Source organism: Azospirillum sp. (genome assembly GCF_035628975.1).
Classification (GTDB): Bacteria; Pseudomonadota; Alphaproteobacteria; order Azospirillales; family Azospirillaceae; genus Azospirillum.
This window is the reverse complement of the sequence record NZ_DASPIS010000079.1, coordinates 51,711-73,347: the sequence shown is the minus strand read 5'-3', so window position 1 is coordinate 73,347 and position 21,637 is coordinate 51,711. Positions and strand designations below refer to the sequence as shown.

22 protein-coding genes and 2 tRNA genes are annotated in these 21,637 nt (G+C 68.7%); 17 read left to right on the top strand and 7 right to left on the bottom strand.

Going from position 1 to position 21,637, the window contains the following annotated elements; all coding sequences use genetic code 11:
• On the top strand, window positions 1–233 hold a 233-nt coding region (locus VD964_RS17240; protein ID WP_324869741.1), incomplete at its 5' end, for a hypothetical protein.
• A gap of 4 nt (window positions 234–237) precedes the next feature.
• Here VD964_RS17240 and rpsA read toward each other — a convergent pair.
• The 3 genes from rpsA to aroA all read right to left on the bottom strand — a co-directional run bounded on the left by rpsA (window position 238) and on the right by aroA (window position 4,227).
• Window positions 238–1,947 carry a 30S ribosomal protein S1 gene (gene rpsA, locus VD964_RS17235; protein ID WP_324869740.1) on the bottom strand — a complete coding sequence of 570 codons (1,710 nt, stop codon included), beginning with the start codon at window positions 1,945–1,947 and terminating at the stop codon, window positions 238–240.
• A 188-nt stretch (window positions 1,948–2,135) separates the two neighbouring features.
• On the bottom strand, window positions 2,136–2,834 hold the full coding sequence (gene cmk, locus VD964_RS17230) for a (d)CMP kinase (RefSeq protein WP_324869739.1): 699 nt from the start codon (window positions 2,832–2,834) through the stop codon (window positions 2,136–2,138).
• Between the two features lie 4 nt (window positions 2,835–2,838).
• Window positions 2,839–4,227, bottom strand: coding sequence for a 3-phosphoshikimate 1-carboxyvinyltransferase (gene aroA / locus VD964_RS17225; protein WP_324869738.1), 1,389 nt, complete (start codon window positions 4,225–4,227; stop codon window positions 2,839–2,841).
• A gap of 394 nt (window positions 4,228–4,621) precedes the next feature.
• Here aroA and VD964_RS17220 point away from each other — a divergent pair, with 394 nt between their 5' ends.
• Both VD964_RS17220 and VD964_RS17215 read left to right on the top strand, forming a co-directional pair.
• Window positions 4,622–5,011, top strand: a complete 390-nt coding sequence (locus tag VD964_RS17220) for a TIGR02300 family protein (RefSeq protein ID WP_324869737.1) — start codon at window positions 4,622–4,624, stop codon at window positions 5,009–5,011.
• A gap of 158 nt (window positions 5,012–5,169) precedes the next feature.
• A tRNA-Ala gene (locus tag VD964_RS17215) sits at window positions 5,170–5,245 on the top strand.
• A 191-nt stretch (window positions 5,246–5,436) separates the two neighbouring features.
• Here the strand turns inward: VD964_RS17215 and VD964_RS17210 are convergent.
• Window positions 5,437–5,511 (bottom strand) — tRNA-Val (locus tag VD964_RS17210).
• Window positions 5,512–5,694: 183 nt separating this feature from the next.
• Between VD964_RS17210 and VD964_RS17205 the strand changes: the two genes are divergently transcribed.
• The 7 genes from VD964_RS17205 (at window position 5,695) to VD964_RS17175 (ending at window position 12,712) form a co-directional block, all read left to right on the top strand.
• On the top strand, window positions 5,695–6,630 hold the full coding sequence (locus tag VD964_RS17205) for an N-formylglutamate amidohydrolase (protein WP_324869736.1): 936 nt from the start codon (window positions 5,695–5,697) through the stop codon (window positions 6,628–6,630).
• A gap of 556 nt (window positions 6,631–7,186) precedes the next feature.
• Window positions 7,187–8,596 (top strand): alpha,alpha-trehalose-phosphate synthase (UDP-forming), encoded by a 1,410-nt coding sequence (gene otsA / locus VD964_RS17200; protein ID WP_324869735.1) that lies wholly within the window; start codon window positions 7,187–7,189, stop codon window positions 8,594–8,596.
• A gap of 38 nt (window positions 8,597–8,634) precedes the next feature.
• Window positions 8,635–9,606 (top strand): glucokinase, encoded by a 972-nt coding sequence (locus VD964_RS17195; protein WP_324869734.1) that lies wholly within the window; start codon window positions 8,635–8,637, stop codon window positions 9,604–9,606.
• Between the two features lie 185 nt (window positions 9,607–9,791).
• Window positions 9,792–10,175 (top strand): LysR family transcriptional regulator, encoded by a 384-nt coding sequence (locus VD964_RS17190; protein ID WP_324869733.1) that lies wholly within the window; start codon window positions 9,792–9,794, stop codon window positions 10,173–10,175.
• Between the two features lie 303 nt (window positions 10,176–10,478).
• Window positions 10,479–11,054 (top strand): YgjV family protein, encoded by a 576-nt coding sequence (locus VD964_RS17185; RefSeq protein ID WP_324869732.1) that lies wholly within the window; start codon window positions 10,479–10,481, stop codon window positions 11,052–11,054.
• 194 nt (window positions 11,055–11,248) lie between these two features.
• Window positions 11,249–11,827, top strand: coding sequence for a YqaA family protein (locus VD964_RS17180; protein WP_324869731.1), 579 nt, complete (start codon window positions 11,249–11,251; stop codon window positions 11,825–11,827).
• Window positions 11,828–11,860: 33 nt separating this feature from the next.
• A complete protein-coding gene (locus VD964_RS17175; protein WP_324869730.1) occupies window positions 11,861–12,712 on the top strand; it encodes an RNA methyltransferase in 852 nt (283 codons plus the stop codon).
• A gap of 13 nt (window positions 12,713–12,725) precedes the next feature.
• Here VD964_RS17175 and VD964_RS17170 read toward each other — a convergent pair whose 3' ends face one another.
• Window positions 12,726–13,187 carry a hypothetical protein gene (locus VD964_RS17170; protein ID WP_324869729.1) on the bottom strand — a complete coding sequence of 154 codons (462 nt, stop codon included), beginning with the start codon at window positions 13,185–13,187 and terminating at the stop codon, window positions 12,726–12,728.
• Window positions 13,188–13,353: 166 nt separating this feature from the next.
• Between VD964_RS17170 and msrA the strand changes: the two genes are divergently transcribed.
• The 5 genes from msrA (at window position 13,354) to VD964_RS17145 (ending at window position 17,924) form a co-directional block, all read left to right on the top strand.
• On the top strand, window positions 13,354–13,995 hold the full coding sequence (msrA, locus tag VD964_RS17165; protein WP_324869742.1) for a peptide-methionine (S)-S-oxide reductase MsrA: 642 nt from the start codon (window positions 13,354–13,356) through the stop codon (window positions 13,993–13,995).
• 154 nt (window positions 13,996–14,149) lie between these two features.
• A complete protein-coding gene (locus VD964_RS17160; RefSeq protein ID WP_324869728.1) occupies window positions 14,150–14,707 on the top strand; it encodes a hypothetical protein in 558 nt (185 codons plus the stop codon).
• Window positions 14,704–16,644 carry a DNA translocase FtsK gene (locus tag VD964_RS17155; RefSeq protein ID WP_324869727.1) on the top strand — a complete coding sequence of 647 codons (1,941 nt, stop codon included), beginning with the start codon at window positions 14,704–14,706 and terminating at the stop codon, window positions 16,642–16,644. The genes VD964_RS17160 and VD964_RS17155 overlap by 4 nt, the downstream gene beginning before the upstream one ends.
• A 168-nt stretch (window positions 16,645–16,812) precedes the next feature.
• Window positions 16,813–17,313, top strand: a complete 501-nt coding sequence (locus VD964_RS17150) for a DinB family protein (protein WP_324869726.1) — start codon at window positions 16,813–16,815, stop codon at window positions 17,311–17,313.
• Complete coding sequence (locus VD964_RS17145) at window positions 17,310–17,924, top strand: pyridoxamine 5'-phosphate oxidase family protein (RefSeq protein WP_324869725.1); 615 nt, start codon at window positions 17,310–17,312, stop codon at window positions 17,922–17,924. Before VD964_RS17150 ends, VD964_RS17145 begins: the two co-directional genes overlap by 4 nt.
• Before the next feature lie 10 nt (window positions 17,925–17,934).
• On the opposite strand, the gene VD964_RS17140 is transcribed toward VD964_RS17145, so the two are convergent.
• Both VD964_RS17140 and VD964_RS17135 read right to left on the bottom strand, forming a co-directional pair.
• A complete protein-coding gene (locus VD964_RS17140) occupies window positions 17,935–20,088 on the bottom strand; it encodes a sensor histidine kinase (RefSeq protein WP_324869724.1) in 2,154 nt (717 codons plus the stop codon).
• Window positions 20,089–20,167: 79 nt separating this feature from the next.
• Window positions 20,168–20,899 carry an MgtC/SapB family protein gene (locus tag VD964_RS17135; protein ID WP_324869723.1) on the bottom strand — a complete coding sequence of 244 codons (732 nt, stop codon included), beginning with the start codon at window positions 20,897–20,899 and terminating at the stop codon, window positions 20,168–20,170.
• Between the two features lie 259 nt (window positions 20,900–21,158).
• Between VD964_RS17135 and VD964_RS17130 the strand changes: the two genes are divergently transcribed.
• Both VD964_RS17130 and VD964_RS17125 read left to right on the top strand, forming a co-directional pair.
• The gene (locus tag VD964_RS17130; protein WP_014246631.1) at window positions 21,159–21,353 is read left to right on the top strand and encodes a periplasmic nitrate reductase, NapE protein; all 195 of its coding nucleotides are present in this window, start codon (window positions 21,159–21,161) and stop codon (window positions 21,351–21,353) included.
• Between the two features lie 10 nt (window positions 21,354–21,363).
• Window positions 21,364–21,630 carry a chaperone NapD gene (locus tag VD964_RS17125; RefSeq protein WP_324869722.1) on the top strand — a complete coding sequence of 89 codons (267 nt, stop codon included), beginning with the start codon at window positions 21,364–21,366 and terminating at the stop codon, window positions 21,628–21,630.
• Window positions 21,631–21,637 lie beyond the last annotated feature (7 nt).

Genomic DNA, 21,637 nt, shown 5'->3' with positions numbered 1-21,637 from the left:
CGGCCGACGAGCAGGCCATGCTCGACACCGTGCTGTCGCTGCAGCGGGTGGGGCCGGGGGTGCTGTTCCACGGCGTGCGCTCGGTGGCGGCGCTGGCGGCGGCGCGGGTGGCGGGGGCCAGCTGGGTCAGCCTGGACATCGTCTGCGGCGGCGCCGACGGCGCGCGGCTGGCGGCCGAAATGAAAACGGCGGCCCGGTCGCCCGGGCCGCCGCTGTTCGTGGAGGCCGTCTAGGCGGCTACTCCTTCTGGGCCTTCTCGCGCAGGGCCGCGCCGAGGATGTCGCCCAGCGAGGCGCCGGAGTCGGACGAGCCGAACTTCTCGATGGCTTCCTTGTCCTCGGCCATCTCCAGGGCCTTGATCGACAGGGACACGCGGCGCGCGGCCTTGTCGACGTTCGTCACCTGGGCGTCCACGCGGTCACCGACGGCGTAGCGCTCGGGGCGCTGCTCCTGGCGGTCGCGCGAGAGGTCCGACTTGCGGATGAAGGCGGTGATCGGCGCGTTGTCCTCGCCGAACTTCACCTCGATGCCGCCGGACGTGACCTCCGTGACCGTGACGGTCACGGTCTGGCCCTTCTTGAAGGTGTCGTCGCCCGCGAGCGGGTCGCCCGCCAGCTGCTTGATGCCCAGGCTGATGCGCTCCTTCTCGACGTCGACGTCGAGAACCTTGACCTTGACGCGGTCGCCCTTCTTGTACTCGGCGATCGCCTCTTCACCCGACTTGTTCCAGTCGAGATCGGACATGTGGACCATGCCGTCGATATCGCCCGGCAGGCCGACGAACAGACCGAATTCGGTGATGTTCTTGACTTCGCCTTCCAGCTCGGTGCCAGGACCGAACTTGTCGGTGAAGGTCTCCCACGGGTTGTCCAGGCACTGCTTCAGGCCGAGGCTGATGCGGCGCTTCTGCGGATCGACGTCCAGGACCATGACCTCGACTTCCTGCGAAGTCGACACGATCTTGCCCGGATGGACGTTCTTCTTGGTCCAGGACATTTCCGAAACGTGGACCAGGCCCTCGATCCCCGGCTCCAGCTCCACGAAGGCGCCGTAGTCGGTGATGTTGGTGACGCGGCCCTTGAACTTCGCGCCGACCGGATACTTCGCCTCGACGCCTTCCCACGGGTCGGCCTCGAGCTGCTTCATGCCCAGGCTGATGCGCTGGGTTTCCGGGTTGAAGCGGATGACCTGGACCGTGACGGTCTGGCCGATCTGCAGGGCTTCCGACGGATGGTTGATGCGGCGCCACGCGATGTCGGTGACGTGCAGCAGGCCATCGACGCCGCCCAGGTCGACGAACGCACCGTAGTCGGTGATGTTCTTGACGACGCCCTGGAGGATCTGGCCTTCCTTGAGGTTGGCCACCAGCTCCGAACGGGCCTCGGCGCGGCTCTCTTCGAGCACGGCGCGACGCGACACGACGATGTTGCCGCGCGAGCGGTCCATCTTCAGGATCTGGAACGGCTGCGGAGTGCCCAGCAGCGGGGAGATGTCGCGGACCGGACGGATGTCGACCTGGCTGCCCGGCAGGAAGGCAACGGCGCCCGACAGGTCGACCGTGAAGCCGCCCTTGACGCGGCCGAAGATGACGCCGGTGACGCGGGTCTGGTCGTTGAACGACTTCTCCAGCAGTGCCCAGGCCTCTTCGCGCTTCGCCTTCTCACGGCTCAGCATCGCTTCGCCGTTCTTGTCTTCCATCCGCTCGAGGTAGACCTCGACGGTGTCGCCCGCCTTCAGCTCGGGCGGCTGGCCGGCAACGGCGAATTCCTTCAGCGCGACGCGGCCTTCCGACTTCAGACCGACGTCGATGGTGACCATGTCGTTCTCGACGGCGACGACGCGTCCCTTGACGACCGTACCTTCGAGCGACTCGGCCGCGCCCAGCGACTCTTCAAGCAGAGACGCGAAGCTTTCCTTTTCGACCGTGCGGGCCAGTGACTGTGCCATTGAAACTCCTAAAGGTGGCGCGAAAGCAGCCCCGTTCCGGTCCCTCCCGCGGCAAAACGGGTGGGACCTCGACCGAACCGCCGCGCCGGGCACCACGCCCGGCGACTTGGTTGATGGTTTTCCATGGAGGGCGTCGGACCCGCCCGCGCCGCCCGACCGGTCCGATCGCGACGGCCCAAACCCCGGCATCACGCCTTGGGTTTCAGACCGGTCTTCGAACCGATGTGAGCGACCGCCATCGAGAACACCTGATCGGCATCGAGAGCGGACGTATCAAGCACAAAAGCGTCGGCAGCCGGACGGAGCGGGGCCACCGCTCTCTGGCTGTCGCGCGCATCACGAGCCTTCATGTCCTCCAGGACATCGGAGGATATAGCCGGAATCCCCCGTCTCTGCAACTCCTTGAGTCGCCGTTCGGCCCGGACCTCCACCGAAGCGGTAACGAACAGTTTGGCCTGGGCATCGGGACAGACCACCGTTCCGATGTCCCGCCCGTCCAGAACCGCCCCCGGCGCGCCGCCCGGCGGATGGGCCGCGAACCGCCGCTGGAAGTCGAGAAGCGCCGCCCGCACCTCCGGCACCGCCGCCACCTTGCTGGCCGCCTGCGCCGCCTCGTCGGTGCGCAGCGCCACCTCTTGCAGGATTGGGTGCTCGGGGTGCAGTTCATACGCGGCGCGCGCCGCCGCCGCGTTGTCGGCGGGATCGCCGCCGGCCCGCAGGACCGAGACGCCGACCGCGCGGTACAGCACGCCGGTGTCGAGATGGGCGAAGCCGAAGGAATCGGCGATGCGCTGCGACAGGGTGCCCTTGCCGCTGGCGGCCGGACCGTCGATGGCGACGACGACTGCCTTGGCCGGTGTCTCTTGGTTGGAAAGCGGCTGCGTCATCGCCTCACGCCTCACCGATCTTCGCGCCCAGCCCGTTCATCAGCCCGACGAAGCCGGGGAAGCTGGTGTCGATGAAGGCGCCGTCGTCGACCGAAATCGGCTGTTCCGACGCCATGCCCAGCACCAGGAAGCTCATGGCGATGCGGTGGTCCATGGCGGTGGCGACGGTGGCGCCGCCCTTCGGCCCCTTGCCCGTTCCACCGGTCCCGTGAACGGTCAGGCTGTCGTCGGCGCCGACCTCCACCGACACGCCGCAGCGGGTCAGGCCTTCCGCCACCATGGCAAGGCGGTCGCTCTCCTTCACCCGCAGTTCCTTCAGGCCCAGCATCACCGTGGTGCCCTCGGCGCAGGCGGCGGCGGCTGCCAGGACCGGGTATTCGTCGATCATGCTCGGCGCGCGGTCGGCCGGCACCACCACGCCCTTGAGTGCGCTGTACTTCACCCGCAGGTCGGCCACCGGCTCGCCCGCCTGGTCGCGGCGGTTCTCGAAGGCGATATCCGCGCCCATCTCCACCAGCGTGTCGTAGAGGCCGGTGCGGCGCGGGTTCATGCCGACATCGTTCAGCAGCAGCTCCGAGCCAGGCCGCAGCAGGGCGGCGACCGCCGGGAAGGCGGCGCTGCTGGGATCGGCCGGCACATGGATGGTCCGGCCGCTCAGTTCCGGCTGGCCGATGACGGTGACGGCGAGGGAGCCGTCCTCCAGCCGCTCGGTCGTCACGGTGGCGCCGAAATGGCGCAGCATCAGTTCGGTGTGGTCGCGCGTCGGCTCCGCCTCGATCACCGTGGTGGCGCCGGCGGTGTTGAGGCCGGCCAGCAGGATCGCCGACTTGACCTGGGCCGACGCCACCGGCAGGCGGTAGGTGATCGGGACCAGATCGCCGCTGCCGACCACGGTCAGCGGCAGCCGGCCGCCGGAGCGGCCGACGAAGCGGGCGCCCATCTCCTCCAGCGGCTTGGTGACGCGGGCCATGGGGCGCTTGTTCAGCGAGGCGTCGCCGGTGAAGACGCAGGTGATCGGGTGGCCGGCAACCAGCCCCATCAGCAGGCGGGCGGCGGTGCCGCTGTTGCCCATGTCCAGCACCTGCGCCGGCTCCTGCAGCGCGCCCAGCCCGACGCCGCGCACGCGCCAGACGCCGGCCCCCTGGCCGTTGTCTTCCCGCTCCGCCCAGGCGCCGAGCAGGCGCATGGCCGCCGCGGTGTGCAGGACGTCCTCTCCCTCCAGCAGGCCATGGATCACCGTCTCGCCCACGGCGATGGCGCCCAGCATCAGCGACCGGTGCGAGATCGACTTGTCGCCGGGCACGCGGATGCTGCCCTGGATCGCGCCGGTGGCGGCGGAGCGCAGCGGCTTCACCTGCGTGACGGGGGTCTGCGTGACGGGGGCCTGCGTCATGGGACGGGTCCTTCGGATCGGAACGTGAAGCGGTTGTGGCCGCGTTCCTATCACAGCCCCCGTCGTGATGCGAGAGGGCCGGACTCCATCCTCCTCCCCTCCTGATGCCGGCCGGGCACAAACGAAAAGAGGCCGCCCGAAGGCGGCCCCGAGTTCAAGGAGGAAACCAAATGGAGGAGTTGCACGATGTGCAGGTCCGTTCTAGCCAGTTATGGTTAACGCCCTGTAAAGGCAACCCCTGTCCGGCCGGGATACCTCTTTCCCGCAGCCACTGCGCACCGGCGGCATCCGGCCGCGCCGTCGATCCGGCATCTTTTTTTTGACAAGCGCCTCTGGCCGTGGCAAAGGGCGCCTCTTGAGAACCCCCCTGATTTTTGTGACGGAGGACACTGGCGTGGCCAAACCCGAATGGGGCGTCAAGCGCATCTGCCCGAGCTGTGGCGCTCGCTATTACGACATGCGCAAGGACCCGCCGGTCTGCCCGAGCTGCGGTGCGCAATTCGATCCCGAGGCCCTGCTGAAGTCCCGCAAGGCCCGCCCGGCCCCGGCCGACGACACCAAGAAGGTGGCGGTGGTGGCCGAAGACGAGGAGGAGACCGAGACCGAGGCCGAGACTCCGGAGTTGGAGGATGTCGAGGACGACATGTCCGTCGAGGACATCGAGGAGACCGACGAAACCGCCGACGATGAGGACGATGTCCTGATCGAGGACACGTCGGAGCTGGGCGAGGACGACATGGACGAGGTCGTCGACGTCGAGGGCGAGGACGAGGAGGAGCGCTGACCGGCGCCCTTCCCGGTGGGACGGGAGCGTTGTCGGGAGCGGCGGGGTGCCGGTAAAAAAAGCGCGAAACGATCGATTTTCCGCTTGCATCACTCCGCCGCCTGACTATTATCCCGCTCCACCAAGGCCGGACGGAAACGACCGGCCCCCAGAGTTAAGGGGCCATAGCTCAGCTGGGAGAGCGCTACAATGGCATTGTAGAGGTCAGGAGTTCGATCCTCCTTGGCTCCACCAATTAGAAAAGCCGGCTGCCTGAAAGGGCTGCCGGCTTTTTCTTGTTCAGTCCCCTCGCCTTCAAGTGACCTCGACGAGGGAAATATCCGTCATTACGGTGTCCGTGTAGCGACCGGCGGACACTCGGCGCCCCAAGACGACGCCCAAAACGGCGAAGGCCGCGAACCCGTTCCGGTTCGCGGCCTTCAGAATGGTGGGCGGTACTGGGATTGAACCAGTGACCCCTACGATGTCAACGTAGTGCTCTCCCGCTGAGCTAACCGCCCACTGTATCGACCGGCGGAGAAGCGCGTGGCGTCTCGTTCCGTTCGGCGTGGGCGGGTGTATACCGACCTCGGCGCGGACGTGCAAGCCCTTTCATCAGCCCTCGCGCTTTTTTTGTCGGACGGCAGAAGGGCGGCGGGCGTTCCCGTGACAAAAGGCCCCGCTGTCCATTACATCATTGAACCATGGACGCCTCCTTCGACGCGCAACGCGACGCCGGTGCCGGCGCCGGTCCGGCCATTCCGGCGGCGGACACTCCGGCATTCGAGATTCTGGCCCCGCAGAGCCAGAGGCTGCCGCTCGTCCTTGCCTCGCCGCACAGCGGGAACGCCTATTCCGCCGCCTTCCTCGCCTCGTCCCGGCTGGATGCCCGCGCGCTGCGCAAGTCCGAGGACTGTTTCGTCGACGAGATCTTCGCCTTCGCCCCCGGCTTCGGCGTGCCGCTGATCCGCGCCCTGTTCCCGCGCGCCTATCTGGACGTCAACCGCGAAGCCTACGAGTTGGATCCGGAGATGTTCGCCGATCCGCTGCCGGCCTACGTCAACACCCGCTCGCCCCGTGTGGCGGCGGGGCTGGGCACCATCGCCCGCGTGGTCGCCAACGGCGAGGACATCTACCGCGGCAAGCTGCGCTTCGCCGAGGCGCTGGACCGCGTCAGCCGCTGCTACACCCCCTACCACAATGCCCTGCGCCAGCTGGTGGACGACACCCGCGACGCCTTCGGCCATGCCCTGCTGATCGATTGCCATTCGATGCCGTCGGCCAGCACCGCCGCCAGCGGGAAAAGTGGCGGGAGGGGCGGCAACCATCCCGAGATCGTGCTGGGCGACTGTTACGGCAACGCCTGCGCGCCTGCGGTGATCGATGCGGCGGAGGAGTTCCTGCGCGGGCTCGGCTATGCCGTCAGCCGAAACAATCCCTATGCCGGCGGCTACACCACCCGCCATTACGGACGGCCGCGCCAGGGTATCCACGCCCTGCAGATCGAGATCGCCCGCGACCTCTACATGGACGAGGCGGCCCTGACCCGCCTGCCCTACCTAAACGTTCTGGCCCGCCATATGACTGAACTGGTCGACACGCTGGGCCTGCTGCCGCCCCACGGCCTGGGACCGCGCTGACGCCGCGGGCGTTCAGCATCCGCGGTTTTGGGGCCGTTGCCCCGTCCATGCCACAGTTACCCGCTATCACCTCAAGGGCCAAGCTTCCGCTTGGAACCACTCCGCAGCCCTGGCTTCGCGCAAAAAAAGGGCCGCGGGCGAACCCGCGGCCTTCAGTCTAGGGAGGAAACGCCCAAGAAGTGCGTTACGCCAACGTCCACGCCGAGGCGCGACCGTTGCCGCACTGCACAATATGAACGCGGCCCCGGCCGGCTTCAAGAGCAAAAAGAATTTCTCATGCATTACATTACGTTAACCTGCAACAGAGGTATCGCCAAGCGGATAGCGCACAGGGCCGTTCGCTGCAGTGCAGCATGACCCTTCGTGCAAGGGCATGACCGAAGGGACAGGAAAGGGCCGCACCTTCGGACCGGTGTCTTGAGCTTGACGGCCGGCGTCCGGAACCAAGACCGCCGATGGTCGTTTCAGAGTGGTCCAATGCCGGGTATCCGCCAAAGGCGGTCCGGTTTGCGGGCTGCGGAACGCCCTGCCGGCGGCCAATAAGGAGAAGAAGATCGTGAGCAGGCTCGTCGTCGTATCCAACCGGGTGGCCCTGATGGAAGAGGGCAAGCAGGCGGCCGGCGGTCTCGCCGTCGCCATCCTGGCGGCCCTGAAGAAGACCGGAGGAATCTGGTTCGGCTGGAGCGGAAATGTCGTCGACGGCGAGTCCCAGGCCGAACCGACCCGGACCGACGTCGGGAAGCTGACCTACGCCACGCTCGATCTCGGCCGCCGCGACCATGAGGAATACTACAACGGTTTCGCCAACCAGACCTTATGGCCGCTATTCCATTACCGGCTGGGCCTGATCTCGGTGAACCGTCGCACGCGCGAGGGGTATGAGCGGGTCAACGCCTATTTCGCCGACAAGCTGGAGCCGCTGCTGCGCCCGGACGACATGATCTGGGTCCACGACTATCACCTGATCCCCTTCGGCGACGAACTGCGCCGCCGCGGCTGTTCGCAGCGCATGGGCTTCTTCCTGCACACGCCCTTCCCGCCGCCGGAACTGCTGACCGCCCTGCCCAACCACCGCGACCTGATCCGCGAGCTGTGCGCCTATGATCTGGTCGGCTTCCACACCGCCACCGACATGCGCGGCTTCTGCGACTACATCCGCACCGAGACCGACGGCACGGTGGAACAGCGCGGCGCCTATGGCAGCGCCATGATCCGCGCCTTCGGCCGCACCCTGATGGCGAAGGTCTTCCCCATCAGCATCGACACCGAGGCGCTGGAAAGCCTCGCCCGCACCGCCGGCCGCTCGCGCCAGGCCGAACGGCTGCGCGAAAGCCTGGTCGGCCGCCGGCTGATCATCGGCGTCGACCGGCTCGACTATTCCAAGGGCCTGCCGCAGCGCTTCGCCGCCTTCGAACAGCTTCTGGAAAGCTATCCGGAGCATTGCAACCGCGTGTCCTTCCTGCAGGTCGCTCCGCCGAGCCGCGAGGACGTACCGGAATACATCGCCATCCGCCGCGAGCTGTCGGAGATGGCCGGCCGCATCAACGGCCGCTTCGCCGAGTTCGACTGGCAGCCGATCCGCTACCTGAACCGAAGCTTCGGCCAGCGCGTGCTGGCGGGCTTCTACCGGCTGGCGAATGTGGGACTGGTCACGCCGCTGCGAGACGGCATGAATCTGGTCGCCAAGGAGTATGTCGCCTGCCAGGACGGCGACAATCCGGGCGTCCTGGTGCTGTCGCAGTTCGCCGGCGCCGCGCACGAGATGGGAGAGGCGCTGATCGTCAACCCTTTCGACATCGAGGGCGTCGGCGACGCGCTGCAGCGGGCGCTGACCATGCCGCTGGGCGAGCGCAAGGAGCGCCACACCGCCCTGATGCGGACGCTGCGGCGCCACGACATCAGCTGGTGGCGTGAAAGCTATGTGGACGCGCTGACACGCGCACCGTATGACTTTCCGGTCACCTGAGCATCCGCTCGGCCCACCAGCAGCGCAGGTCCGGACCCATGGCCGCCTCTCCCATCCTCGTCGCAGACATCGGTGCCACCAACGCGCGCTTCGGCCTGATCGACGGCCGGATGGTGCGCGAGGCGCGGGTGCTGCGCTGTGCCGATTATGCCTCGATCGAAGACGCGGCCACCGCCTACCTGTCGGCGATCGGGCTGGCGGCGCCGGGCACGCCGGGCCGGCCGCGGCACGGCGCCTTCGCGGTGGCCGGGCCGGTCACCGGCGACCACATCGCCATGACCAATCTGGTCTGGCAGTTCTCCGTCGGCCGGGTGCGCGACGCCCTGGCGCTGGAGGGGCTGGCCGTCATCAACGACTTCACCGCCGTCGCCCTGTCGGTGCCGCGTCTGGCCGAGGAGGACCGCCGGCAGGTCGGCGAAGGGTCTCCGCAGCCGGGTGCCGTCGTCGCCGTGCTGGGGCCGGGCAGCGGGCTGGGCGTGTCGGGGCTGGTGCCGGGGGCGAACGGCCGCTGGACGGCGCTGTCGGGCGAAGGCGGCCACGTCACCATGGCGCCGATCAGCGACCGTGAGAGCGCCGTGCTGGGCCAGCTGCGCAAGGGCTTCGACCATGTCTCGGCCGAGCGGGTGCTGTCGGGGCCGGGCCTCGTCAACCTATACGACGCCCTGTCGATCCTCGACGGGCGCGAGCCGGCCGCCCTTACCCCCGCCCAGATCACCGACAACGCCCTGGCCGGGACCGAGCCCCACTGCGTGGAGGCGGTGGAGATGTTCTGCGCGATGCTGGGCACCGTCGCCGGCAACCTCGCTTTGACGCTGGGCGCGCGGGGCGGCGTCTACATCGCCGGCGGCATCGTGCCGAGGCTGGGGACGCTGTTCGCCCATTCCCGCTTCCGCAAGCGCTTCGCCGAGAAGGGCCGCATGCGCGACTTCCTGGCCCCGATCCCCACCTATGTCGTCACCCACGAACTGCCCGCCTTCCTGGGCCTCGCCGAGGCCGCCGGGGCGGACTGAGCGCCGCGCCGGGGGCGCCACGCCACGCGAGCACCGGGGGGGTGCGACGTATCGCGCCTCCATCGGTGGTTGCCCCTATTGCGCCACTTGTCGCTTGAACCGGTGGGACCGCCCCCACATGGTTGTTCCGATCCGTTCGGATCCCATCGGAATGCCATCCCACCGGAAAGCCCCCGACAAACGCCATGTCCACCGACCTTCGCGTCCGCTTCATGCACCCGTCGGGCGCCATCGGCCCCGGCAAGATCGCGTTGCTGGAGGCCATCGACCGCACCGGCTCCATCTCCGCCGCGGCGCGGTCGCTGGACATGACCTTCCGGCGCGCCTGGTTCCTGGTGGAGACGATGAACACCGCCTTCCGCGAGCCGGTGATCCGCACCAGCGTCGGCGGCCGCGAGGGCGGCGGCGCCGGCCTGACCCCGCTGGGGCAGGAGGTGGTCGCCCGCTACCGCCGCATGCAGGAGGAGGCCCGCAAGGCCGCCGAACCGCACCTGCGCTGGCTGGACGAGATGCTGAAGGACGAGCAACCCGGAGACGAGAACGGGTCCGAAACGCCGCCGGCCGGCTGACCGCTTGATTTGCCAGCCAAGTCATCGGCTTGGCCGCTTCAAGTTATCGCCAAGGCTCCGCCGAGCACTGCGGGGCGCTTTTTCTTCCATGCGCGCGGTGCAGCCCTGGGCACCGGGAAGCCCGGTGGTGCGGCGGGGCGCTGCGCCGTACATATGGCTCCGTTGCAGCTTGGTTCCAGCGTGACCGATCGGCAACAGACGTTTTCCCGGCATGCCATCCGCCACACCACCCGAACGGACCGCCTCCGCGGCACCGCAAGGGGTCCCTTGCGCCCTTCTGCCCCCTCCCGAGCCACCCGCGCCATGCTGTCCCTCCCGCTGACCATCACCGCCGCCGATGCCTTCGGTGCGGCCGCCTTCGCCGGTTCGTGCCTGTGGCCGCTGATGAAGAAGCGCCGCGCCCTGCTGGCCGGGCAGGCGGCGACCAACCTGATGTTCATCATCCACTATGTGCTGCTGGGTGCCCACACCGCGGCGGCGCTGTGCCTGCTGGTGGTGACGCAGGCCCTGGTGGCGATGCCGGAGGGGCGCAACCGCTGGCAGACAGCGACCTTCGCCGCCACGGTGCCGGCCATCGCGACGATCGCCGTCTTCACCTGGTCGGGCCTGCCCTCGGCGCTGTCCAGCCTGGGCATCACCTTCTCCACGCTGGCGCGCTGGCAGTCGGATGCGGTACGCATGCGCCTGCTGCTGCTGGTGGCCGGCGCCTTCTGGATCAGCCACAACGCGCTGGTGATGTCGCCCTTCGCCATGGCCTCGGACGCCTTCAGCGCCGCCGCCAACCTGCTGCGCCTGCGCGGCGAGCGCCGCAAGGCCGCTCCGGCGGAAGCCGCCACGGCGAACGCCAATGCGACGCCGAAGGGTCTTGCCGCCGCCTAACGACACCGGCTCAAAGCCGCCTCGCATGACCGGGCTAACGCCTCCGGATGGGCCCTGCCTGTCCGGGGGCGATCGAATTGGGCACTGGCGCACCGGCACGCTCCCGCCTAAAAGGAGCCAGATGCGCCTTACGGCGCAGTGCAACAGGCGCCTTACGGCGCACCGCAACGGCAGCGACGAAGGACGGCCCATTCATGCTGAAGCGTCTTTACGACTGGACCATGGCCAAGGCCGCGTCGAAGGATTCGACCAAGTGGCTGGCCGGGGTGTCCTTCGCCGAAAGCTCCTTCTTCCCGCTGCCGCCGGACCTGCTGCTGGTGCCGATGGTCATTGCCAACCGCAAGGCGGCCTGGAAGCTGGCGACCATCTGCACGCTGGCCTCGGTGGTCGGCGGCATCGCCGGCTACATGATCGGCTATTTCCTGTACGAGACGATCGGCCGCTGGGTGATCGAGTTCTACCACCTGACCGACAAGTTCGAGCAGCTGCGCCAGACCTTCGTCGATTACGGGGCGGAGATCCTGATCATCAAGGGCATGACGCCCATCCCCTACAAGCTGCTGACCATCACCGCAGGTGTCGCGCACCTGCCGCTGTGGGTGTTCATCGGCGCCTCGATCATCTCGCGGTCGATGCGCTTCTATCTGGTCGCGGCGCTGCTGTATTTCTTCGGCCCGCCGATCCGCGCCTTCATCGAGAAGCGGCTGACGCTCGTCACCAGCGTGTTCGCGGTGGCGCTGATCGGCGGCTTCCTGGTGGTGAAGCTGCTGTAACCCGCCACCCTATTTCAGACAGACAGGACCTCCATGCCTCCGCGCGGGCGCCCGCCCCATCCCAGCCGCTCCCGCCCCCATCCTCACCACCCCAGGCCCGCCGCCCCGTCCGCTCCGCCCACCCCGGAGCCAACCGAATCGCGCAAGCTGTTCCGCGTCGCCGGGCTGGCCGCCGTCTCCGCCCTGTTCGCCCATGAACCTGAGCGGGTCGAGCGCCTGTTCTTCGACGAGCGGCTGAAACCGGCGGTCGGGGCCTTCTGCAAGGCGATGGCGACCGCCCGCAGGCCCTACCGCATGGTGGAGGGCGAGGAGCTGGCGAAGGTCGCCGGCACCGTCCTGCATGGCGGGGTGGTGGCACTGATGGCGCCGCGCAGCGTGCCGCTGTTCGATCCGGAGGTCGTGCGCCGCGCGGGCGAGCCGCTGCTGATCCTTGATGGCGTCGGCAACCCGCACAACCTGGGCGCCATCCTGCGGACCGCCGCCTTCTTCGGACTGCCGCGCGTGCTGGTCTCCGACCATCCCGGCCAGGCCCTGCCGTCGGAGGCCGCCTACCGCGTGGCGGAGGGCGGGTTCGAGTGGGTGACGCTGGAGCGCGCGCCCGCTCTGCCCGCCCTGCTGAAGCGGCTGCGCACCAGCCACCGGGTCTTCGGCACGGCGCTGGACCAGACACGCCCGACCGTCGATGCCGGTGCGCTGACCGGCTGGCGCGGCAAGCAGAATACAAAGCCGCCCGCCGTCATCCTGGGCAATGAGGAGGATGGCATCCCGCCGGCCACGCTCGCGGCCTGCGAGGCAGTGCTGACCATCCCCGGCAGCGGGCGCGTCCAGTCGCTGAACGTCGCCGCCACCGCCGCCATCCTCATCCACGCCCTGGCAACGGGCTGAACGCGCTCCAGCGCTACCCGAGCATCAGGATCAACAAGAGCGCGACCACGGCGACCGACGCCAGCGGCAGCAGCTCCACCCCGTTGCGCGTCCAGGTCGGCGCAGCGCCATGGTGATGCCCTGCATGCCCAGTCCCGATGTCGTCGGCCCAGCCATGGCGCGACGGCACGGCACCGGGGGCCGAGACCGCCGGCGCCGCCGGGCTCGCCATGTCCACCACGCCGTCGCCGCGGCGGTAATCGCCGGTCTGCCGGGCCAGCGCCGGATTGGGACGGCCCTGCATCAGGCGCGAATCGTCCAGTTCGACCTCGACACCGGCCGCCTCGACCCGCTCGATCACCGCGGCGGTTTCCTCCGGCGTCATGGTGTCCACGGGCAGGACGCTGCCCAGCGCCTCGGCGCTCAGGCGGTTGCCGTTGCGGCGGCCATGGTCGATCAGCGATTCGACGAGGCGATCGTCGGTGGTGCTCGCCATAGTGACTCTCCTTTCTCAAGTTCCTCCTGGCTCACAGGGTCAAACACAGGGAAACGCCCGAAGGTCCCGGCATGGGCAGCCAGTCCTGCGCCATCTTGCCGCGGCCGGGCCGCGACCCGACATAAGGGGTCCCTCCAACGGATCGTTACTGATGGGAGACCCGACCATGCTGGGGCATTTCATGCGCAAGCCGCCGACGCTGCCGACGCCGGAGGAGGCGCTGCCCGGCCGCAGCCAAGCCGTTCCGGTGCCCGACCAGCATCACGTCAACGGCCACCGCCTCGCCCCGCCCTACCCGCCCGGATTGGAGGTCATCGACCTCGGGCTCGGCTGCTTCTGGGGGGCGGAGCGCAAGTTCTGGCAGGTTCCCGGCGTCTGGGTGACCGCCGTCGGTTATCAGGGCGGCCACACCCCGAACCCGACCTATGAAGAGGTCTGTTCCGGCCGCACCGGCCACACCGAGGCGGTGCGCGTCGTCTACGACCCGGCCATGGTGACGGCCGAGGACCTGCTGCGCGTCTTCTGGGAATCGCACGACCCGACCCAGGGCATGCGCCAGGGCAACGACGTCGGCACCCAGTACCGCTCCGCCGTCTACACCCACAGCCCCGCCCAGAAGGCGGCGGCCGAGGCGACGCTGGCGGCCTATCAGGACCGGCTGGCCCAGGCCGGATACGGCCCGATCACTACCGAGATCCGCGAGGCCCCGCCCTTCTACTTCGCGGAAGCCTACCACCAGCAGTATCTTGCCAAGAATCCCAACGGCTACTGCGGCCTTGGCGGCACCGGCGTCTCCTGCGCGGCGTGATGAAGGCCCGGTAAAAGCCGGATTGCGGCACACTCGCCGGGCTTGGCCCTTGCGGTTGCGCCGCACCGGCCCTTGCGGGTATGGTTCCGGCGGCTCTTGAAAGCTCCGGCGGCGTTACCCCCGCGGGAGCGCCGCCCGTCCAGCTGCGATTGTCATGACCAAGGAAAGAACCGAGCTGGCGACGCCGTCCCTCAGCGGCCTGCTCGAATTCTGGCTCACCAAATCCGTCGCCGGCCGGCCGCCGGTCCCCAGCAGCATCTCCCCGGCCGACCTGCGGCCGTGGAAGGACAACATCGTCGTGTTCGAGGTGATCGGGGAGGAAGCCGGCACCTTCGTCTATTCCTATTACGGCAAGGCGCTGGTCGCGGCCTTCGGTCAGTCGCGCCTGGGCGCAACGCTGGACGATCTGCCGCCGGAACAGCGCGCCGTGCTGCAGCCGGAATACGAGACGGTGCGCCGCGAACGGCTGCCCGTCGCCCGTGTCCACACCGCCGTCTTCGGCGGCCGCAGCCGCAGCTTCGAACGGCTGGTCCTGCCGATGTCCAGTGACGGGGTCGGCATCGACAAGCTGCTGGTCGCCGCCTACGAGATGACGCCGCGCGAGCTGGCGGCCCGCCCCCAGGTATACTCCCCTGGGAATGCTCCGGGGCCGGGCGGCTCCTCCTCCGGTCCAGTCCCCCTCACCGTTCAGAAGCCGGGAGCCTCGGCATGACCCCGCGTATGCCGCATCTCGCCGCCCCGCCCACCCAGGCGGGCGTGGTGACCGCCGACGAATTCAATCTGTGGTGCGCGCTGAACGGCCGCCCCTTCAACCTCGTCCCCAACCCGCGCCCCGATGGCCGCGTGATGTGGGATGTGGAGGTTCTGCCCGGCACCCCGCGCGCCGGCACCGTCTATTCCACCAACCTGTCGGACGAGGCGCTGGCGGTGGTCGCCGGCTTCGCCTTCCTGTCGGGCGTCGAATGGGCCTATGAGGCGCGCGACCCGGCCGAGGCGGAGCCCCCTGCCGCCACCCCGTGCGAAGCTGCGCCGGCACCGGAAGCGGCAAGCCCCTGTGCGCCCGCCCCGGACGCGCCGCAAGCCGCCCCCGCTGCCGCACCCGCCGCTCCGGCGGAGCCGGTGGACTATCCCGCCGTCTATTCGCTGCCCGCCGTCGCGCTGCTGCAGAACCCGCCGCCGCGCCCGGTCCAGCAGCATGACGAATCGGTGCTGGCCCGCAATGCGCGGATGCTGGAAACCGTCCTGAAGAACTTCCGCGTCCGCGGCGAGATCATGGACGTTCGCCCCGGCCCGGTCGTCACCCTCTACGAGTTCGAGCCGGCGCCCGGCACCAAGTCGGCCACCGTCATCAACCTGACCGACGATATCGCCCGCTCGATGAGCGTGGTGACCGCCCGCATCGCCATCGTCCCCGGCCGCAGCGTCATCGGCGTCGAGCTGCCGAACCCGGTGCGCGAGATGGTCTATCTGCGCGAGAGCTTCGACCACGACGCCTTCCGCAACACCACGGCCCAGCTCGCCATCGCGCTCGGCAAGGACATCAGCGGCGAGCCGGTGGTGGCCGACCTCGCCCGCATGCCGCACCTGCTGGTCGCCGGCACCACCGGCTCGGGCAAGTCGGTGGCGATCAACACGATGATCCTGTCGCTGCTCTACCGGCTGCCGCCGGAGCGCTGCCGCTTCATCATGGTCGATCCCAAGATGCTGGAGCTGTCGGTCTACGACGGAATCCCGCATCTGCTGACCCCCGTCGTCACCGATCCCAAGAAGGCGGTGGTGGCATTGCGCTGGGCCGTGCGCGAGATGGAAAGCCGCTACGAGGCGATGTCCAAGCTCGGCGTGCGCAACATCGAGGGCTACAACGCCCGCATGGCGGAGATGATCGCCGCCGGCGAGAAGATGCCGCGCCGCAGCCCGGCGCCGGGCGAGCCGGAGAACGTCTTCGACCTGACGCCGTCGGAGCCGACGCCGCTGCCCTACATCGTCGTCATCGTCGACGAGATGGCCGACCTGATGCTGGTCGCCGGCAAGGAGATCGAAGCGGCGATTCAGCGTCTGGCCCAGATGGCGCGCGCCGCCGGCATCCACCTGATCATGGCGACGCAGCGCCCGTCGGTCGACGTCATCACCGGCACCATCAAGGCCAACTTCCCGACCCGCATCAGCTTCCAGGTCACCAGCAAGATCGACAGCCGCACCATCCTGGGCGAAGCCGGGGCGGAGCAGCTGCTGGGCCAGGGCGACATGCTGTACATGCAGGGCGGCGGCCGCATCACCCGCGTCCACGGCCCCTTCGTCTCCGATTCGGAGGTCGAGGAGATCGTCCAGTACGTCAAGGCGCAGGGCGCCCCCAACTACGTCACCGCCATCACCGAGGAGGAGGAGGAAGCCGCCGCGGTGGAGGACGAGGACGGCGGTTCGGCTGCGACCGGCGACGACCTCTACATGCAGGCCGTCAACCTCGTGGTGCGCGAGGGCAAGGTGTCGGTCAGCTTCATCCAGCGCCAGCTGCAGATCGGCTACAACCGCGCCGCCCGTCTGGTGGAGCGGATGGAGACCGAACGCGTCGTCGGCCCGGCCAACCACCAGGGCAAGCGCGAGGTCCTGCTGTCCCACGCCGGCCTGTCGGCGAAGCGCGCGGGGGTGTGACCTTCCCCCCAACAGGTTCCCCTCTCCCCCCCGGGGAGAGGGTTAGGGTGAGGGGGACCCGCTGCGTGGCTTCACAAGAATTGTGACGCGGCAATCTCTCCCCAAATGCACCCTACCCGTCCCCCTCACCCCGACCCTCTCCCCAGGGGGGAGAGGGGGAAAGCCCCCATGGACCCCAAGCCGCATTTCGAGACGCTCGCCCGCTACAACCGCTGGGCCAATCGCCGCCTTTACGAAGTCGCGTCGCAATTGTCCGACGCGCAGTTCCGCGAGGACCGCGGCGCCTTCTTCCGGTCGGTGCGCGGCACGCTGAACCACATCCTGGTCGCCGACCGGGTGTGGCTGGAGCGGATCGAGGGCGCCGGGCCGAAGCCCTCGGCGTTGGACGAGATCCTGTTCGACGACTTCGCTGGCCTCCGTGCCGCCCGCGAGGCGGAGGACGAGCGCATCCTGCGCGTGCTGGCCGCCACGCGAGCGGAGCGGTTCGAGTCGGTTCTCTCCTACCGCAGCATCGCGGGCACGGCCCACGAGCTTCCCTTCGCCCAGGTGCTAACTCACGTCTTCAACCACCAGACCCACCATCGCGGGCAGGCCCACGGCCTGCTGAGCCAGTTTGGGCTGGAAACCCCGTCCATCGACTTCGTTTATTTCCTGCTGGAGTCGAAATGAGCCGCCCCATCACCGATCCCGCCGCGCTGGAAGCCCTCTATGGCGAACCGGTTCCCGCCTCCATCGCCAAGGAGGTGCCGGCGCTGACCCCCGGCTACCGCGCGCTGATCGAGGCGTCGCCCTTCTTCGTTCTCGCCACCAGCGGGCCGGGCGGGCTGGACGCCTCGCCGCGCGGCGACGAACCGGGCTTCGTCCGGGTGGCGGACGACCGCACCCTGCTGATCCCCGACCGCCGCGGCAACAACCGCATCGACAGCCTGCGCAACATCCTGGCCGATCCTCGCGTCGGGCTGCTGTTCCTGGTGCCGGGGCTGAACGAGACCCTGCGCGTCAACGGCCGCGCGGTGATCGATACCGACCAGGATCTGTGCGAAAGCTTCGCCGTCGACGGCAAGGCGCCGAAATCGGTGCTGGTGGTGACCATCGAGACGGTGTTCTTCCAGTGCTCCCGCGCCCTGCTGCGTTCCCACCTGTGGGACCCTGCGGCGCAGGTGCCGCGCGCCAGCCTGCCGTCGGTGGGGTCGCTGCTGGCCGAGGCCAGCGCCGGCCGCGAGGGCGGCGACGCCTATGACCGCTCTCTGACGGAGCGGATCCCGAAGACGCTCTACTAGGCTCCCGCCTTCATTGGGCCGCGAGACGGCCGGCGGCCGATGGCTGCCCGCCGTCATCCGGCAAGCGGATGGTGAAGACGGAGCCTTCCTCGCGCGTGCTCTCCACCGTCAGAATGCCGCCATGGGCGGCAACGATCTTCTTCGTCATATAGAGCCCCAGCCCGGTGCCCTTCGTCCCGCGCGAGGAAGAGGCGCGGAAATAGATGGAGCCGATCCGCTCCACCTCCTCAGGCGCCATGCCACGCCCGCGATCGGCGATGCGGATGACGATTTCACCTCCGTCCCCGGCCGCATCATAGCCGGCCGTCACCCGCACCGGCGCCTCCGGGGGCGAGTAGCGCAGTGCGTTCTGCACGAGGTTGCCGATCGCCACCCCCAGGAAGGGCGCGTCGACCAGCAGCGGGTGGTCCGGCGTCTCCACCGCCACCTCCAGCCGGTCCTCCGCCTCCGTCCCCGTCAGGCCGCCCAGCGCCTCCTCCATCAACTGGCCCAGCGCCACCGGTTCCGGCTTCAGCGCCAGCGCTCCCTGGTCCAGCGCGTCGGAGGACAGGAACAGCTCCACCAGTTCGACCATCTTGCGGGTGGTGTTACGGATGCGCTCCAGCCGGGTCAGCGCCGCCGGCGCCGTGACCGCCCCGGACAGCTCGATCATCTGCGCCGCGCTGTCGATGGAGGCGAGCGGGGTACGGAACTCGTGCGACAGCATGGCGACGAAGGTGCGCTGCTCCTCCGCCCGCTTGGTGGCGAAGGCCGACTCCTCGCGTGCGCGCAGCCGTTCGGACTGCAGGCGGCCGATGCGCAGGGCCAGACCGACGCCCAGCACCAGAACCGCCAGCATGGACGAGATCTGGTAAGGATCGGCGACGGCGAAATCGGCCGGCAGCACGCCGCGCAGCGACATCTGCGTCAGCAGCAGGCCACCCAGCGAGACCAGCGTGCTGGCCAGATAGAAGCGCGGGCTGAGATCGCCGGGATTCAGCCAGACCATGCGCGCGGTCAGCACCAGCGCGATCACCACCACGATCAGCGCCGACAGCGTCACCACCGGATTGGTCAGGGCATAGAGCGGCGACACCGTCGTCGGCAGCATCAGCACGGACAGCAGCGCCAGCCCCTGGTAACAGCGGCGCAGCCACGGCGCCCCGCTCCGCAGGTCGAGGATATAGACCCACATGATCAGCGCCGCGGCGAAGCCCAGGAAGCCGCTGCTGCCCACCATCATGTTGATGGCCCAGCCCGGCATGTCCGGCAGCAGGGCGGCGGCGATGCCGTTGGCGAACAGATAATAGCAGAAGACGGTGGCGACATAGCCGGTGTAGGCCAGCAGCGCCCCGTCGCGCAGAAGCAGCCCCAACGCGACGTATCCCAGCGTCAGGATGCCCAGCACGCCGAGGAACAGGCCCTGGAACAGCAGGTCGGGCGTCTGGTGGTCGGCATAGGCCGCCGGCGTCCACATCCGGGCGGACAGGCGGATGGCGCTGATCGAATCGACCCGCAGATAGAGCGAGACCGGGTGTCCTTCCGGCAGGGTCAGCGGCAGGGCGTGCAGCCGCGTCTTCATCGGCCGCTGGCTGAAGGGAACGAAATCCCCCAGCCGGACCAGCCGGTAGGCGTCCGGACTTTGCGGCCGGCCGTCCGCCGCCATCGATTTGGGGTCCATCGATTTCGGCCCCATCAGTTTCGGAACGAACAGGTCGAGATGGTCGATGTAGGCCTCGCCCATCTCCAGGATCCAGTCGGCCGGGGCGCCGGGCGCGCGCAGCAGGTCGAAACGGTACCAATGGATGTCGCGGGTCTGGCCGGCCCCGCGGAAATCGCTGCGCGGCTCCATGCCTCCGGCGGCATCGGCCTTCAGGATGTCGGCGAAGTCCAGCTTGCGCTCCGGATCGACCAGCCGGGCGAAATGGCCGGCCAGCGTGGCGCCAGCGGTGGACGACTCCAGCCGCAGCGGCTCCACCGGCGCGGATGCGGACGCAATGCCCAATGCGCAAAGCCAAAGCAGGGCCGCGCCAAGCAGGACTCGCAAAAAATCGGGAAGATGGCCGGGCAGAAAGCTGGAGGGCCGGCGCTCCGCCGGGGTGCGAATGCGGATGGCCGGCAGGTTGCCGCGCCGGCTTTGCATCCACCGGCCGCTCGCGCCGCCGTTCTTCGCATCCTTGGTCATCGTACGGCTTCGATAAAGCTAAAGTTTTAGGAAAAGATTAAGCACATATGCATTCCGTCACCATCTTCCCCCAACCATGTCAGATGCGCGAGGGCGACAGCTTGAACTCCACCAAAGCGTCTGTCGAGGCGAGCGCCGCGACCAGCGTCATCGGGTCGAGATCGCCCTTGCCCTGCAGAACCAGCTGGCATTCGAACTGGCCGCTGCCGTTGGCGAGGTGGAAGGCCCAGTCGACCACCTCGAAGCCATGGCGGGCCACCTGCGCCCGCAGCTCGTCCGGCGGCGGCGCCTTGTCGCGGGGAAAGACCAGCGTCAGATGGACCACCGAGCGGTGCGGCAGCAACCGCTCGATCGGGCGCAGCAGGCTCATCACCAGGATGGTCAACAGCGCGGCGGCGATGGCGACGGCGTAGAAGCCAAGCCCGATGATGATGCCGATGGCGGAGGTCGCCCAGATCGACGCCGCGGTGGACAGGCCGCGGATCGACAGCCCCTCGCGCATGATCACGCCTGCGCCGAGAAAGCCGATGCCGGTCACGATCCCCTGGATCACCCGCGTCGGGTCGCCGGCCCCGGCGGCGCTCTGGACTCCCATGCCGCCATACCACATGGCGGGATAGGCGTTGACCACCGTCAGCGCGGCCGACGCCAGGCAGACCAGCCCATAGGTCCGCATCCCCGCCGCCCGCCCGTGATAGCTGCGCTCGTAGCCCAGCAGCAGCCCGACCGCCAACGCTCCCAACAGATGCAGAAGAATCAGCCCGTTGGTCACCAACTCGGCCGGCGACCAGTAGGAGCGCAGCAAATCCATGGCCACCCCATCTCGAACCGAAGCCCCGGGCCCTCCCCGCAAGGCCCGGCTCCAGTTTAGCGCGGTCCGGGCCGGAAGGCCTGCACGGCGCGATGGGAGGGTCCGCCGCGCCATTCCGTCACAGGCGTGAATAGCCCCGCTTGACCTGGGTCAATTCCAGACCGCCCCAAAGTATCGATACTAAGGGCCGAAAACCGGTACCTAAGGACCATACCTTGGTATCGGTCGATCCGTTCCCGCACCGACCGAGAGTGCAGCCATGAGGCCCACCAGTTCCCCCGTCCTGTCCCATCCGTCCGATCGGATCGCGACCGAGTCCGATCCGGCTCCGACCCGCCGGGCCGAGGGACTGATGTTCCTGTGGCTGGCCTTCCTGGTCTGGCCGCTGATCGCCATCGGCTCCGTATCGGCCTACGGCTTCTCGATCTGGATGTACCAGCTCCTCACCCACTGAGTCTTCCGACATGCCCCGCGCCCCCGAAGTCCACATCTCCAGCCTCGTCATCCAGCACAGCCCCGATTGCACCGAGGCGGTGCGCGAGGCGGCGAACGCCGTCGCCGGGCTGGAGTGGTGCGCATCGGAGAACGGCAAGGCCGTCGTGACGCTGGTCACCGCCAGCGCCGCCGAGGTGGTGGACCGCATCGCCCAGCTGAACGCCGTCCCCGGCGTGCACACCACGACCATGGTCTACCACCACTACGAACCCGCGGACGCGATCGACGCAGCCTGACGCCTCC